Annotated in this window: 12 protein-coding genes; 4 read left to right on the plus strand and 8 right to left on the minus strand. The window is 66.4% G+C overall.

Annotation, left to right across the window (positions count from 1 at the left end; translation table 11 throughout):
• Nucleotides 1-49: 49 nt before the first annotated feature.
• Nucleotides 50-1,411, minus strand: a complete 1,362-nt coding sequence (locus QNI11_RS27290) for an ISNCY family transposase (RefSeq protein WP_283984150.1) — start codon at nt 1,409-1,411, stop codon at nt 50-52.
• Nucleotides 1,412-1,556: 145 nt separating this feature from the next.
• On the minus strand, nt 1,557-2,231 hold the full coding sequence (locus tag QNI11_RS27295) for a FadR/GntR family transcriptional regulator (protein WP_283984151.1): 675 nt from the start codon (nt 2,229-2,231) through the stop codon (nt 1,557-1,559).
• A gap of 147 nt (nt 2,232-2,378) precedes the next feature.
• Between QNI11_RS27295 and QNI11_RS27300 the strand changes: the two genes are divergently transcribed.
• The 3 genes from QNI11_RS27300 (at nt 2,379) to QNI11_RS27310 (ending at nt 6,306) form a co-directional block, all read left to right on the plus strand.
• Complete coding sequence (locus QNI11_RS27300) at nt 2,379-3,251, plus strand: fumarylacetoacetate hydrolase family protein (protein ID WP_283984152.1); 873 nt, start codon at nt 2,379-2,381, stop codon at nt 3,249-3,251.
• A gap of 80 nt (nt 3,252-3,331) precedes the next feature.
• Entirely contained in the window at nt 3,332-4,282 is a 951-nt protein-coding gene (locus QNI11_RS27305) for a TAXI family TRAP transporter solute-binding subunit (protein ID WP_283984153.1), read from the plus strand.
• A 74-nt stretch (nt 4,283-4,356) separates the two neighbouring features.
• Nucleotides 4,357-6,306, plus strand: coding sequence for a TRAP transporter permease (locus QNI11_RS27310; protein ID WP_283984154.1), 1,950 nt, complete (start codon nt 4,357-4,359; stop codon nt 6,304-6,306).
• A 48-nt stretch (nt 6,307-6,354) separates the two neighbouring features.
• Here the strand turns inward: QNI11_RS27310 and QNI11_RS27315 are convergent, their stop codons facing one another.
• Genes QNI11_RS27315 through QNI11_RS27340 form a run of 6 tightly spaced genes read right to left on the minus strand, consistent with a single transcriptional unit; the run spans nt 6,355 to nt 11,627 of the window.
• Nucleotides 6,355-7,290, minus strand: a complete 936-nt coding sequence (locus tag QNI11_RS27315; protein ID WP_283984155.1) for an isoaspartyl peptidase/L-asparaginase family protein — start codon at nt 7,288-7,290, stop codon at nt 6,355-6,357.
• 3 nt (nt 7,291-7,293) lie between these two features.
• Nucleotides 7,294-8,190, minus strand: a complete 897-nt coding sequence (locus QNI11_RS27320) for a polysaccharide deacetylase (protein ID WP_283984156.1) — start codon at nt 8,188-8,190, stop codon at nt 7,294-7,296.
• On the minus strand, nt 8,187-8,930 hold the full coding sequence (locus QNI11_RS27325) for an SDR family NAD(P)-dependent oxidoreductase (protein ID WP_283984157.1): 744 nt from the start codon (nt 8,928-8,930) through the stop codon (nt 8,187-8,189). The genes QNI11_RS27320 and QNI11_RS27325 overlap by 4 nt, the downstream gene beginning before the upstream one ends.
• Complete coding sequence (locus QNI11_RS27330) at nt 8,921-9,931, minus strand: ketopantoate reductase family protein (RefSeq protein WP_283984158.1); 1,011 nt, start codon at nt 9,929-9,931, stop codon at nt 8,921-8,923. The genes QNI11_RS27325 and QNI11_RS27330 overlap by 10 nt, the downstream gene beginning before the upstream one ends.
• Entirely contained in the window at nt 9,928-10,629 is a 702-nt protein-coding gene (locus QNI11_RS27335) for a creatininase family protein (RefSeq protein WP_283984159.1), read from the minus strand. Before QNI11_RS27335 ends, QNI11_RS27330 begins: the two co-directional genes overlap by 4 nt.
• Entirely contained in the window at nt 10,626-11,627 is a 1,002-nt protein-coding gene (locus tag QNI11_RS27340) for a GntR family transcriptional regulator (protein WP_283984160.1), read from the minus strand. Before QNI11_RS27340 ends, QNI11_RS27335 begins: the two co-directional genes overlap by 4 nt.
• 173 nt (nt 11,628-11,800) lie before the next feature.
• Between QNI11_RS27340 and QNI11_RS27345 the strand changes: the two genes are divergently transcribed.
• Entirely contained in the window at nt 11,801-13,369 is a 1,569-nt protein-coding gene (locus QNI11_RS27345) for an ABC transporter substrate-binding protein (RefSeq protein WP_283984161.1), read from the plus strand.
• The last annotated feature ends 31 nt before the right edge of the window (nt 13,370-13,400 follow it).

A 13,400-nucleotide genomic window follows, 5' to 3' on the forward strand; every position in this document is an offset into this window, starting at 1 on the left:
ATGTCCCACCTGGGCGCTGAGGGAAGCAAAGCCTGACAGGGCGGAGACCTCATGTATCGCAGCCCTGGCTGGCTTTGCGGGCCTCCTTGGAGCGGCGTGCGGCGAGAGAGTTCCAGCCATCGTTTCGACGTCCGGTTGGCTTGTATCTCGAGCTCTGCTTGCCGGCGCGGCGTTTCTTTGGTGGAGCCTTGTCCTGCTCAGCTTTGATGTGCTCCAGCACGGCGCTCAGATGCTTGTTCTCGGTGATGGCGGCGTGGGTGACACGCTGATCCTTGTCGAAGACGGAGTAGGGGAGCGAGACGCCCTTCCAGCGGAACTCGAGCCGCCCGTCCGGGTACTCATAGCTGTCGACATACTTGCCAGGCAGGCCGCGCGTGACCTCGTTCTCTTCGAGGATGATGCGTTGGCGGTCGTAGGAGAACGCCAGTTGGTTGCCGACATAACGTTCGTCGCGCCAGCAGAGCACATCCGCCAGCGGATCCGGCTCGGTATTGATGGGCCGGTGCAGATTGTCCGGGCGGCGTGGCGCCTTGGCGAACTTCGTGTTGTAGCGCGCCATGAAGGCCGGAAGGAACGCATTGGCCGCGTCCATGTCCGAGATGCCCGCGAGGCGCAGTTCCTTCACCAGCCGATCCTGCAGCGTCCGGTTCGCGCGTTCGACGCGGCCCTTGGCCTGGGAGCTGTTCGCGCAGAGGATCTCGATGTTGAGCTCATTCAAAGCCCTGCCAAACTGGGTCATCCCATGGCCTGACTTCGCTGCCTCGCCTGAGACGCGGAACACGGAATGCTTGTCGCTGTAGAAGGCCACAGGGCGTCCATGTTCATGCAGATAAGCCTCCAGCGCGCCGAAATAGCTGAACGTGCTCTCGGACGTCACGAACTCCAGATGCATCAAGGTGCTGGTCGCGTCGTCGATGAAGACGAGCAGGGAGCAGGCAGGTCCGCGATCCTCGAACCAGTGATGATCAGAGCCATCGATCTGGATCAACTCGCCATAGCATTCCCGGCGCAAACGCGGCTGATGGAACGTGCGGCGCTGCTTGCGCGATAGCCAGATACCAGCGTCCTGCATCCACTTGCGCAGCGTCTCGCGCGAGACCTTCAGCCCGTGATCTTCCTCAAGCTTCTCAGTCGCGAAGGTCGGGCCGAAGTCGATATAGTTCTCCCGCACCAGTGTCACCGCGAAGTCCCGGACCGCCGGATCGATCCGATTGTTCGATGCACGACCGCGCGCCTTGTGTCGGATCGCAGCCGGACCGTCAGATTGGAACTTCCGCAGAAGCCGGTGAACCTGCCTGCGGCTCAATCCCAGAGCGTTGGCCGCTGCCGTGGCCGTCATCCAGCCTTGTGAAACCTGGCTCAACACCTCGACCCGGTTCAGCTCGCGCTCGCTCATCATCACCCATCCCATGCCCGTTCTCTCTGCCTGGCCTCAATGGAGCAGAGTGTGACACTTCTACTTTGCAGATGTGGGACACTTTAACTTTGCGCGTACACCGACGCCTCCCATAAGTTGGATTATGTAAATACTAACGCGCCGTAGCGCCCGGCGGCGCCTAGTCCGGTCGGCCCAGAAGGTTTTGCTGCACGGTCAGCAGGTGCACGCGCATCGCTGCCGCCGCCTGTTCGGGATGACGGGCGTTCAGCGCGGCGAGGATCTCCGCGTGCTCCCGGCAGTAATGCAGACGCCGCGCTTCCGCGAAGCTGCGGGCCTTCATCTCGAACCACTTCGGCTGGTCGCGCAAGACGCGCAGAACCTCGTGGAACTCCCGCAAGAGGTCGTTCCGCGTGCACGAGAAGATGCGGTGATGGAACTCCGCATCCCAGTATTCGAACGTCGGCATATCCTGCGCGGCGACCGCGCTTTCATGCGCCGCACCGATGGCCGCGAGATCCGAGGCGCTGGCGTTGGTCGCCGCGAAGCCCGCCGCGGCAGGTTCCAGCAGCAGGCGGACCTCCATCATGTCGGCGGGTGACGTGCCTTCCATCCGCCGCACGATCTCGGCGATGCCCTGGGTGGGCTCCTCCCGCAGGTAGGTGCCGCGCCCCACATGACGCGCCAGCAAACCGTCCGCTTCAAGCAGATCGAAGGCCCGCCGCACGGTGTTGCGTGCAACGCCATATTGCTCCGCCAGCTCGCGCTCCGTCGGAAGCCGCTTGCCGCCGGTCCATTCGCCCGCCGCGACCCGGCGGCGCAATGCATCCGCAATGCTGTCCGCGTTGCCCCGCATCATCCGTCCTTATTGATCCAATTGTGACCCAATCTGACAGCGTTTCGCATGGCTTGCAAGAAGTTCGGGAATTTTCTTGCTATTACGCCACCTTAATTGTACCATTAAATGAACCAAAATAAACCAATTCGGGAATCGGAGGCGCACGTGAAGGTCGCGACATACCAGTACAATGGGCAAAGACATGTGGGGATCGTCGACGTGGCCTCCGGAACAGTCTCGCCTCTGGACCTTTCCGCGGACGAGGCTCAGCGCGGCGCGCTGAGCCTGATCGGCCGCACCTCCCTGCCCGCGACCGGCGCCGCCGTGGCGCTGCACGACGTGCGGCTCGAGGCCCCCGTGCCCCGGCCCGCACGCAACATCTTCTGCGTCGGCAAGAACTACTTCGACCATGCACACGAATTCTCGAACAGCGGTTTCGATTCCAGCGCCGCCAAGGGCGCGGTCCCCAGCGAACCGATCATCTTTTCCAAGGTCCCGGAATCGGTCGTCGGACCGGAAGAGACCGTCCTCATCGACCCCGACGTGTCCGAGGCCATCGACTACGAGGCCGAGCTGGCCGTCATCATCGGCACTGGCGGACGCGGGATCGGCAAGGACAAGGCGATGGAGCACATCTGGGGCTACACCATCGTCAACGACGTCACCGCGCGCGACCTGCAGGGCCGTTACAGCCAGTGGCTTGTCGGCAAGTCGCAGGACACCTTTTGCCCCATGGGACCGTGGGCCGTGACCGCGGACGAAATCGACGTGGCCGACACCGCCATCCGCTGCACCGTCAACGGCGAGCTGCGGCAGGATTCGAATACCGGCCTGCTGATCTTCGACATCCCGACGATCATCGCGACGATCTCGCAGGGGGTCACGCTGATGCCGGGCGACGTGATCGCCACCGGCACGCCCGCGGGCGTCGGCATCGGGTTCAAGCCGCCGAAGTTTCTCGTGCCCGGCGACGTGGTCGAGGTGGAGATCGACGGGATCGGCACACTCAGGAACACCTGCGGGCGCTGGGGCGCCTGAGGCAAGGAAGACCCCGGAAAACGGGGCCGCGAACAAGCGGCGGCACAGGCCGCCGGTAACATGTGGAGGAGAGAACCATCATGAGACAGACACTATTCGCCGTCTCCGCGGCAGCGCTGACCGCGCTCGCATCGCCCGGACTGGCACAATCGACCGAAGTCGCGTGGGGCGGATCGAACCCCGGCGGCGTGATGTACTACATGGTCGGTGTCGCGGGCACCGAGCTGGCCAAGGACCTGCCCGACGTCAACATCACCCAGGTCACGACCGGCGGCTCCACCGAGAACGCCAAGCGCCTGATCAAGGGCGAGCTCGACATGGGCATCGTCTACGGCAGCCACGTCTACATGTCGCAAGCGCCCGAAGGCCCGTTCGAGGGCGGCGACAAGGGCACCATGCTGCGCGGCGTGGCCATGGCCTACGAGGGCCCGACCTACTTCGTCACGCTGGGCGACAGCGGGATCAGTTCCCTCGACGACCTCGACGGCAAGAAGGTCGCGCTCGGCCCGCCGGGATCGGGCACGGTGTTCAACTGCTCGAACATCCTGACGGCGCTTGGCCTTCTGGACAGCATCGAGCCGCAATTGATGACATTCGCCGACGCGGGCCGCGCGCTTGGCAACGGCCAGATCGACGCCTTCTGCCAGTCGTCCTCGCCCGCCGCGGCGGTCACCGAACTGGCCGAGACACGCGACATCACCGTCCTGCCCTACTCCGAGGACCAACTCGCCCAGATCGGCGAGACCTATCCGTTCTACCACACCGGCACCATGCCGGAGACCACCTACAAGGGCGTGCCGGCCACCGACATGCCGTTCACGACGGTCTACTGGGTCGCGCATGAGCGGGTGCCCGAAGACGTGGTCCAGCGCATGGTCGCCGCCGCCTACGCCAAGCAGGACGCACTGGCCGCCGGTCACAAGGCCTGGGCGCAGATGAAGCCCGACGTGGCCAACTTCCAGAAGCTCGGCGCACCGATGCACCCCGGCGCCGAAGCCTACTACCGCGAACAGGGACAGTGGCCGGAGTGATCCGGACCGCCTGAAAGACCGCGCCCCGGTCCATGCGGCCGGGGCGTTTTTCCGCTCTATCGCAGGACGCATTCATGCTCGACTTCTCGTGGCTCTTCCAGGCGAAGGGCGCAAAGCGCAGCCTCACCGGGTTCTGGGCGCTGGCCTTCAACGTGACGGCCATCGGGTTTTCGCTGTTCTACCTCTACACCTCCGGCTTCGGGCTGGTGTCGACGCAAAGCAACCGCGGCGTCTACCTGATGCTGACCTCGGTGCTGGTCTTCCTGCTGTATCCCGCGCACGGACGCTCGCCCACGCACAGGCCCAGCATCGTCGACCTCGTCCTGATCGGCCTCACCGTGCTGTCGATCGGCTACTGGATCGACCAGTACGTCAGCTATGCCATCTTCCGGGTCTCCTCGCCCAACCAGTACGATCTGGTGATGGGCGGCATCGCCATCGTCCTGATGCTGGAAACCAGCCGCCGCGTGCTTGGCCCGATCATCTCGATCCTCGCGGTGATCTTCCTGCTGCAGCTCTATTTCGGGCCCTACCTGCCCGGCCGCCTCGCCCATTCCGGTATGTCGGTAGAGCGTATCCTCGAATTCACCTACTCCACGCAGGAGGCACTGTTCGGCGTCGTCACGGCGACCTTCGCCACCTTCGTCTTCCCCTTCATGATCTTCGGCGCCTTCCTCGAACGCTCGGGCGCGGGGGCCTTCTTCATGGATCTCGGCACCGCCGTCGCGGGCAAGTGGCGCGGCGGCCCCGCCAAGATCGCCGTCATGACCTCCGCCCTCTTCGGGTCGATCTCGGGCTCGTCCGTCGCCAACGTGGTCACCACCGGCTCCTTCACCATCCCGCTGATGAAGCGCACCGGGTTCAAGCCGCACCACGCCGGCGCGATCGAGGCCATCGCCTCCACCGGCGGGCAGTTCATGCCGCCGGTCATGGGCGCGGGCGTCTTCATCCTCGCGACGCTGACGGAAACCAGCTACCTCTACATCGCGCTGATCAACGTCATCCCGGCCAGCCTGTTCTTCCTCTTCCTCCTGTCAATGGTCGACCTCGAAGCGGTGGGCCTGGGCCTCAAGGGACTGCCGGAAAAGGAAATCCCCAGCCTGCGCAAGGTGCTGAAGGAAGGCTGGCACTTCTTCCTGCCGCTCGGCACGGTGATCGGACTGCTGTTCTGGGGCTACTCGGCCGAGTTCTGCGCCTTCTGGGGCACCGTCGCCGCCGCCGTGCTGTCATGGCGGAACAAGGCGACGCGCATGGGGCCCAGCGACATCGGACAGGCCCTCGCCGGGGGCGCGGCCAGCAACACCTCGGCAGGGGCTGCCATCGGGACACTGGGCGTCATCATCGGCGGCATCGTCCTCGCCGGACTGGGGCTGAAGTTCTCGGCGGTGCTGATCGACTTCTCCGGCGGCAGCCTGTTCATCGCGCTTCTGCTGGTGACGCTGGTGTCGATCATCATCGGCATGGGGTCGTCCACCACCGGGTCCTACATCATCCTGTCGGTGGTCGCGGCACCGGCGCTGATCCAGCTCGGCGTGCCGACGGTCGCCGCGCACCTCGCGGTGTTCTACGCCGCCTGCCTGTCGAACATCACGCCGCCGGTCTGCGTATCCGCCTTCGCCGGCGCGGCCATCGCCGGGGCGCCGCCGATGAAGACCGGCTTTGCCGCGCTGAAGTTCGGGGCCACGCTGGTGCTGATGCCCTTCACCTTCGTCTACGTGCCGGAGATCCTGATGCAGGGCGAATGGCACGCCATCGTGACGTCCAGCCTGCTCTACGCGCTCGGCAGCGTCGCGCTTGCCATCTGCCTGCAGGGCAGCGCACCCGTCGGCGGCCGCATCTCTGTCGTGCCGCGCGTGCTGTTCGGGGTGTCGGCGCTCCTGCTCCTGTTCCCGAGCTCATGGATCATGGACCTGGCCGGGCTGGTGGCGGGCGGGGCGGCGATCTTCGCTGCTTCCATGCTGCCCGCAAGCCCCAAGCCGCCAAGGCCCGAACAGGCCGATACAGAGGGCCAGCAGGCCGGCTAAACAGATGGACCGGCGCGCGGGATCACCCCCCGCGCGCCAGTGCCTTGATCAACCCTTGTAGATCGCAACCCCGCGCTCGCCGCCCTCCCGGGCCCAGCCGCGATACATGCCTTCGGAGTTGAAGGGCAGCGTCAGGTTGCCCTTCGCGTCCACCGCGATCACGCCGCCCGACCCGTCGTTCTTGCCCAGGTCCTCCATCACAACGTGACGCGCCGCCTGTTCCAGCGTCTCGCCCCGGTGGCGCATCCGCGCGGCGATCTCCGCCCCGGCGGTGTACTTGATGAAGACCTCGCCGTGCCCGGTGCCGGACACCGCGCAGGTGGCGTTCTCTGCAAAGTTCCCGGCGCCCGGCATCGGCGTGTCGCCCACGCGCCCCGGCATCTTGCCAGTCCAGCCGCCGGTGGAGGTGGCGGCGGCGACATTGCCCTCGCGGTCGCAGGCCACGGCGCCGACCGTGCCGTGACGGCGCGCCGGATCGTCGTCCTCCTCACCCTTCGCCTTCATCGCAAGCGTGTCCTGCAGCGCATCCCAGCGGGCCTGCGTGAAGAAATAGTCAGTCTCGCCGAACTCCAGCCCCGCCTTGCGGCCCAGCTCAAGCACATGCTCGCCGATCATGCAGACATGCGGCGTCGTCTCCATCACCAGCCGCGCCAACTTCACCGGGTTCTTCGGACCGAAGATGCCCGCCACGGTGCCGGTCGCGCGGTCGCGCCCGTCCATGATGGCCGCGTCCATCTCCTGCTTGCCAGCGCTGGTGAAGACCGCGCCCCTGCCCGCGTTGAACAGCGGTTCATCCTCCAGCGCGCAGACCGCCGCCGTCACGGCGTCGAGCGCGCTGCCGCCGTCGCGCAGCACCGCTTCACCGGCCGCGAGCGCGGTTTCCAGTCCCGCGCTGTAGGCCGCTTCCTTCTCCGGCGTCATGGTGGATTTCAGGATGGTCCCGGCGCCGCCGTGGATGGCAATGGCATAGCGTTTCTCGGTCATGTCTCAGCCTTTCAGCCCAGCCGTCTCGGCACAGTAGCGGGCGATCTCTGCATGTGTGGCGACCCAGCAGTCGCCCTTCGAAGTGATGTGATCCAGCAGTTCCTCGAGGATGAAGATGCGGGACCGGTAGCCGGAGATGTGCGGGTGCATGGTCAGCAGGAACAGCCCGCCTTCGGCATAGGCGCCGTCGAACTCGCGCCGGAAGATGTCCAGCACGTCCGAAGGCGGCGTGTAGGGCCGCTGCGCCCCGAAACGGTTCATCATGAAATAGGGCGCGTCGTCCCGGATCCATTCCACCGGCAGCTCGACGATGCCCGTGGACTCGCCCTGATCGAGGATCTCGTAGGGGTCGTCATCGGCAAAGAGCGAACTGTCGTAAAGCAGCCCCAGCTCCCGCGCGATCTGCAGCGTCACCGGGGAGTAGTCCCAGGATGGTGTCCGCATCCCCACGGGCCGGACGCCGGTGATCTGCTCCAGCGTGTCGGCGGCGCGCAGCATCAGGTCGCGCTCCGCCTCGGGGGGCACATCGGTGTTGCGCTCATGGATCCAGCCGTGCAGGCCGATCTCGTGCCCCTCGGCGGCCAGGCTCTCCTGCTCCTCCGGGTGCAGGAGGGCAGAGACGGCGGGCACGAAGAACGACGCCTTCGCGCCGAAGCGGTCCAGAACGGACCGGATGCGCGGAATGCCCCGCCGCGTGCCGTATTCGCCCCAGCTGAGCCGCGCGACGGAGTCGCCGCCGTCACGCAGTTCATTGGTCTCGTGGTCGCTGTCGAAACTCAGCGCCACCGCACAGCGCGCGCCGTTCGGCCAGCGCTCCGGCAGAAGGCTGCGGCCCGCGCGGACGGCCTCCACCTTGCCGCGCCATGTGGGTTCATCCCATTCCCAGGGGTTGCTGCTCATGCGTGTCCTCCGTCGACGGACAGCACCTGTCCGCTGATCCATTCCGCCTGCGGTCCGCACAGGAAGCAGACCGCCGAGGCGATGTCCTCGGGGCAGCCCAGCCGGCGCATGTGGATACCGTTCAGCACCGCCTTCTGCTTCTCCACGCCGAAGGCGTCCCATTGTCTGGCCGTCGAGGGGTTCGAGATGACGAACCCCGGCGCGACCGAGTTGACCGTGATCCCCGATGGCCCCAGTTCCAGCGCCAGTTGCCGAGTCAGCCCGACCAGCGCGTGCTTGGCAGAGGCATAGGCCTGGATGCCCGTCAGGCTGGGCCGCAGCCCCGCCCCGGACGAGATGGTGACGATCCGGCCCCTGCCCCGCGTCTTCATGTCCGGCACCACCGCCTGCGCGCACCACATCGCCGCGTCGACGTTGGCGGCAAAGATCGCGTGCCAGTCGGGTTCCGAGACATCCTCGATCGGGCGGCCCACCTGCCCGCGTACACCCCCGGCCGAGGTCACCAGACCGTCGATCCGGCCATGTTCGGCCAGCACCGCCTCCATCGCGGCCCATGCTCCGGCGCGCGTGCCAAGGTCGGCGGCATGCAGCGTGGCGTCGAGCCCCTGCATCCCGTCCCCGTCGATGTCCACGGCGGCGACGCTGGCCCCGGCCTCTGCCAGCGCGCCGCAGATCGCCGCACCGATTCCCTGCGCCGCTCCCGTGACGGCAAAGACCTGGCCCGTCAGATCTACACGCACAGCGGCACCAGCTCGTCGACGAGGGCGGCGGACTGTTCTCGCCGGCCGTCCTCGATGTCGTGGATCAGCTCGACCATGCGGGCCAGCACCGGGACCTTCAGGCCGTGACTTTCGGCGAGGCCGACCATGATGCCGATCTGCGCGTCCACCTCCGTCTTGCGCTTGCGCACGGCAAGGTCGCGCCAGATGCCGGAGTGGGTCTTCGCGGTCTTGCGGTTGTGGGCGATCATCGTCTCCATCGCCACGCGCATGCCTTCGGGGTCGCGGGCGAGGAAGGCCTTCGGATTGAACCCGTTGAAGCCGAGCGGCGAGACACCCTCCGCCGCGGCCAGCGTCATCACCTCGTGCCCCAGCGCCTCGTAGGCGGCGCGGTGTTCCGGCCGGGCCATGGCGTCGGACATACTGTCGGGCGTCAGCGCCGTGCAGAACAGCAGCGACCCGTAACCCATCTTGCCCCAGAGATAGCCCCAGATGTTGTCGGTCAGGACCGCCTCCGGCTCCACGATCGACAGGAGCGTGTGCACCGCCTGCGCGCGGGCGCTGATGCGGCCGTCCAGCTCGCCCACCGCGACGGCGGCGCGGTTGCCATAGAGGATCTGCCCCGGGCCGATCCAGTCCGCGCCGAAGTTCACGAAGCAGCCCAGCGTCCGCTCCGCCCCGATCCGCTCGGCGATCACCCGTTCGTTCAGCCCGTTCTGGGCCGAGACGACGTAGCCCGTCTCCGACAGGTGCGGCAGAAGCTGTTCAAGCGCCCCCGCCGTGTGATGCGCCTTCACCGCAAGGAAGATGCGGTCGAAGGTGCCGGTGAGCTCCCCGGGGGTGGAGGCGGGCAGGACCTGTGTGAACTCCTCCACCGGGCCCTCGATCCTCAATCCGGAGGTGCGCATCGCCTCGACGTGGTCCGCCACGATGTCCACCATGTGCACCGCATGCCCGGCCCGCGCCAGGTATGCGCCGATGACGCCGCCGATGGCGCCCGCGCCCCAGATCAGCGTGGTCATGACCAGTCGCCCTCCAGAAGCGCGCGGGTCTCCTCCACCGCGACGGACCACAGCCGGTCGGTGTCCGCGTCGGGCTTTTGATAAACGCCGCCGTAGTTGCCGTCGCCGATCAGCTCGCGCACCCCGGCGGCGTTGCGGTCGCGCAGCTTGTCGAAGGGCACGAAGGGCTTCTGTTCGCCGGGCATGTCGCGCCCGGGCAGCCGCGTCCAAGGGAAATTCTCCATCCAGCTGGCATGGCTCGCCACCGGATCGATCTCCTGCACGCAGGCCCAGGTCTTCGGCGCGCGCCACCAGTCGTGAAAGCGGCACCGGGCGCCCTCGTTGGCCTCCATCCACTCCATCGTGACCGGCTGAACCGGGCTGTTGCCGCCATGGCCGTTCACGATCAGCACGCGGCGGAACCCGGTCTTGTAGAGCGAATCGAGGATGTCGCGGACCAGCGCCGCGTAGGTCGTCAGCCGCAGCGACACGCTGCCCGGAAAGCCCATGAAGTACGGCGTCAGCCCGTAAGGCACCGCCGGGAACACCGGCACGCCCAGCGGTTCCGCCGCATCCGCGCCGACCTTTTCCGACAGGATCGAATCCACCGACAGCGACAGGTAGGCGTGCTGTTCCGTCGAGCCGAGCGGCAGAACGCAGCGGTCGTCGCTTTCGAGGTAGCGTTCCACCTCGAACCAGTTGGCTTCGGATATTCTCATGTAACGGCGTCCTTTTCCTGTTGCGCGACCCGGGCGGCCTCGATGGCGGGCAGCAGGTCACGGCGCATAGACTGGTTGTCCGGCGTGTGCCGGTACTCGAAGGCGGTCTGCCCGTCCCTGATGCGGTCCAGCAGGTACTCTGCCCCGGTGGCGTAGATCAGCACGTCCGCCGCGGCGATGGCGGCGTCTGCCCCCTCCTCGCCGCGCACCGCCATGGACAGGTCCGAGACATGCGGCGCGAACCGCATGATCCCCGCCTTCATGATGGTGAGGAACGACGGGAAGTAGGTGTAGCCGACGACCCGCGCCTCCGTCGGGATGGAGGCCAGCGCGACGCGCGTCGCCTCGTTCGGGATCAGGGTCAGGTCGACGATGTCGAGCTCGGGAAACAGCGGCTGGACCTGCGTGCGCAAGGTGCGCGGCGCGACGATCAGGTCCACGTCCTCCGGCGGGCGTGCGGTGATCTCCGACAGGGTCGCGGCGCGGATCGTGTCGCCGTCCGGCAGCACCGGGCGGATCGCGGCGGCATAGGCCTCTGTCGCGTCGTGGAAATTGCCGACCAGCAGCAGGCGCATCGGCAGGCGCGGGTCGGGCTGTGCGATGGCGATCCGCATGGACAGCTCCGCCGGGCCGATCCCGCATTGCCGGCCAAGGCGCACCAGCTCGGCGATCTTGCGGTCCAGCAACCGAAGCTGCGCACCGCCCGCCCGTGCCGGACCGTTGCCGCTGACGAAGGTGCCGGAGCCGACGCGCGCCTCGATATGGCCCGCCTCCTGCAGCGCGGTATAGACGCCGTTGACCGTCACCGGGGACAGCCCGCAGCGCGCCGCCATCGCCCGGACAGAGGGCAGACGGGCATTGGCCGGCAGCTCGCCACTGGCGATGCCGAACTCGATGGCCCCGCGCAACTGCACCGAAACCGAGACGGAACTGCTCCGGTCGATCGCTCTCGCGATTCGATCCAGCGCCTGCTCCATTTGCACCTGTGTTTCACTCATACTGTAACATTTGCCGAAAACACCGGCTCTGCCAAGCGAAAATATCGCGCCCAATATGTAGGCAGACCGGGCATTTCAACGATTTGCACCGCTGGAGTGTTACAGAACACTCTTGACCGATTCGAAAATCCCGCCGTAGTGTTTCACCATAATGTAACACAGGGAGTGACCAAATGAACATCCGCAGACTACGCTGCGCCACCGCGGCGCTGGCCCTTCTGGCCGCCGTTCCCGCGATGGCCGAAGACCTGGTGATCGGCCTCCGCGCCGGGCCGGATTCCATCGACCCGCACTGGTCCACCCTGGGCAGCCAGGCCGAGGCCCTGCGTCACATCTACGACACGCTGGTCGACGTGGACGCCAAGCTGCAGCTCAAGCCCGGCCTCGCCGTCTCGTGGGAGCCCATCGACGACACCACCTGGGAATTCAAGCTGCGCGAAGGCGTGAAATTCCATGACGGCACCGACTTCACCGCCGAGGACGTGAAATTCTCGATCGAGCGCATTCCGGTCGTGACCGGCCCGATGCCGATGACGCTTTACACCAAGTACGTGGACAGCGTCGAAGTGGTCGACGACTACACCCTGCACATCAAGACCAAGGGCATCGCACCCGCCCTTCCGAACGACTTCACCCGCCTCTTCGTGGTGCCGTCCGAAACCGGCATGGAAGCGGGCAACGAGGAGTTCAACTCCGGCGAGAAGGCCATCGGCACCGGCCCCTTCACCTTCGTCAGCTGGGAGCCGAAGGGCGACCTCGTGCTCGAGAAGTTCGACGGCTGGTGGGGCGGCGACGTCGCCTGGGACAACGTGACCCGCAAGGAGATCCCCGACGACGCGGCCCGCGTGGCGGCCCTGCGTTCGGGCGAGGTCGACCTGATCAACTACGTGCCGGCCTCCGACTACCTCGCGATGCAGAACGACTCCGACCTCGAAACCTTCGTGTCGGATTCCATCTACATCCTCAACGTCCAGCCCAGCCAGGCAGAGCCCCTGCCCCAGAAGGTCAAGGTCAACGGCGAGGAAATCGACGAGAACCCGCTGAAGGATGCCCGCGTCCGCAAGGCACTCGATCTCGCGATCAACCGCGAAGTGCTGGTCAACGTCGTGCTCGAAGGTCTCGGCACGCCCGCCAACCAGCTCATGCCCGAGGGCTTCTTCGGCTACACCGACAAGATCGGCGCCAAGGAGTACGACATCGAGCAGGCCAAGGCGCTGCTGGCCGAAGCGGGCTACCCGGACGGGTTCGAGATCGACTTCACCTGCACCAACAACCGCGTGCCCGGCGATGCCGTGGTCTGCGAGGCGCTGGCACAGATGTGGTCCCGGCTGGGCCTGAAGGTGAACGCGCAGGCGCTGAACGGCACGGTCTTCTTCCCCGCCGCAGCGCGCAAGGAATACTCCATGGCGATGTCCGCCTGGGGCACCCTGACGGGCGAGGCCGCCTATACCTACGGCGCGATGATCCGCACCCCGGATGCCGACAAGGGCTTCGGCAACTTCAACCGGACGGACTACTCCAACCCCGAGTTCGACAAGGTCTTCGATGAAGGCGCGCAGACGCTTGACGCAGACAAGCGCCGCACGCTCTATGAAGAGGCGTCCTTCATCGCGATGGACGACCGCGCGCTGATCCCCACGGTGATCCTGCAGACGGTCTGGGCCGCGGATGACGCCACCCTGACCTTCTCGCCCCGCGTCGACCAGGAAACCCGCGCCTACGAGATCACTCCGGCGCAATAACCCCGCGGGCCGGGTCCGCCCGGCCTTCACT

This window comes from Sagittula sp. MA-2, from assembly GCF_030126985.1.
In the GTDB taxonomy this organism is placed as follows: domain Bacteria; phylum Pseudomonadota; class Alphaproteobacteria; order Rhodobacterales; family Rhodobacteraceae; genus Sagittula.

What these genes read in the sequence shown, in the direction of transcription:
- QNI11_RS27335 (WP_283984159.1), bottom strand. Translation starts at nt 10,629, where the DNA reads ATGAGAATATCCGAAGCCAACTGGTTCGAGGTGGAACGCTACCTCGAA.
- QNI11_RS27310 (WP_283984154.1), top strand. Translation starts at nt 4,357, where the DNA reads ATGCTCGACTTCTCGTGGCTCTTCCAGGCGAAGGGCGCAAAGCGCAGC.
- QNI11_RS27330 (WP_283984158.1), bottom strand. Translation starts at nt 9,931, where the DNA reads ATGACCACGCTGATCTGGGGCGCGGGCGCCATCGGCGGCGTCATCGGC.
- QNI11_RS27290 (WP_283984150.1), bottom strand. Translation starts at nt 1,411, where the DNA reads ATGGGATGGGTGATGATGAGCGAGCGCGAGCTGAACCGGGTCGAGGTG.
- QNI11_RS27295 (WP_283984151.1), bottom strand. Translation starts at nt 2,231, where the DNA reads ATGCGGGGCAACGCGGACAGCATTGCGGATGCATTGCGCCGCCGGGTC.
- QNI11_RS27315 (WP_283984155.1), bottom strand. Translation starts at nt 7,290, where the DNA reads ATGACCGAGAAACGCTATGCCATTGCCATCCACGGCGGCGCCGGGACC.
- QNI11_RS27345 (WP_283984161.1), top strand. Translation starts at nt 11,801, where the DNA reads ATGAACATCCGCAGACTACGCTGCGCCACCGCGGCGCTGGCCCTTCTG.
- QNI11_RS27320 (WP_283984156.1), bottom strand. Translation starts at nt 8,190, where the DNA reads ATGAGCAGCAACCCCTGGGAATGGGATGAACCCACATGGCGCGGCAAG.
- QNI11_RS27305 (WP_283984153.1), top strand. Translation starts at nt 3,332, where the DNA reads ATGAGACAGACACTATTCGCCGTCTCCGCGGCAGCGCTGACCGCGCTC.
- QNI11_RS27340 (WP_283984160.1), bottom strand. Translation starts at nt 11,627, where the DNA reads ATGAGTGAAACACAGGTGCAAATGGAGCAGGCGCTGGATCGAATCGCG.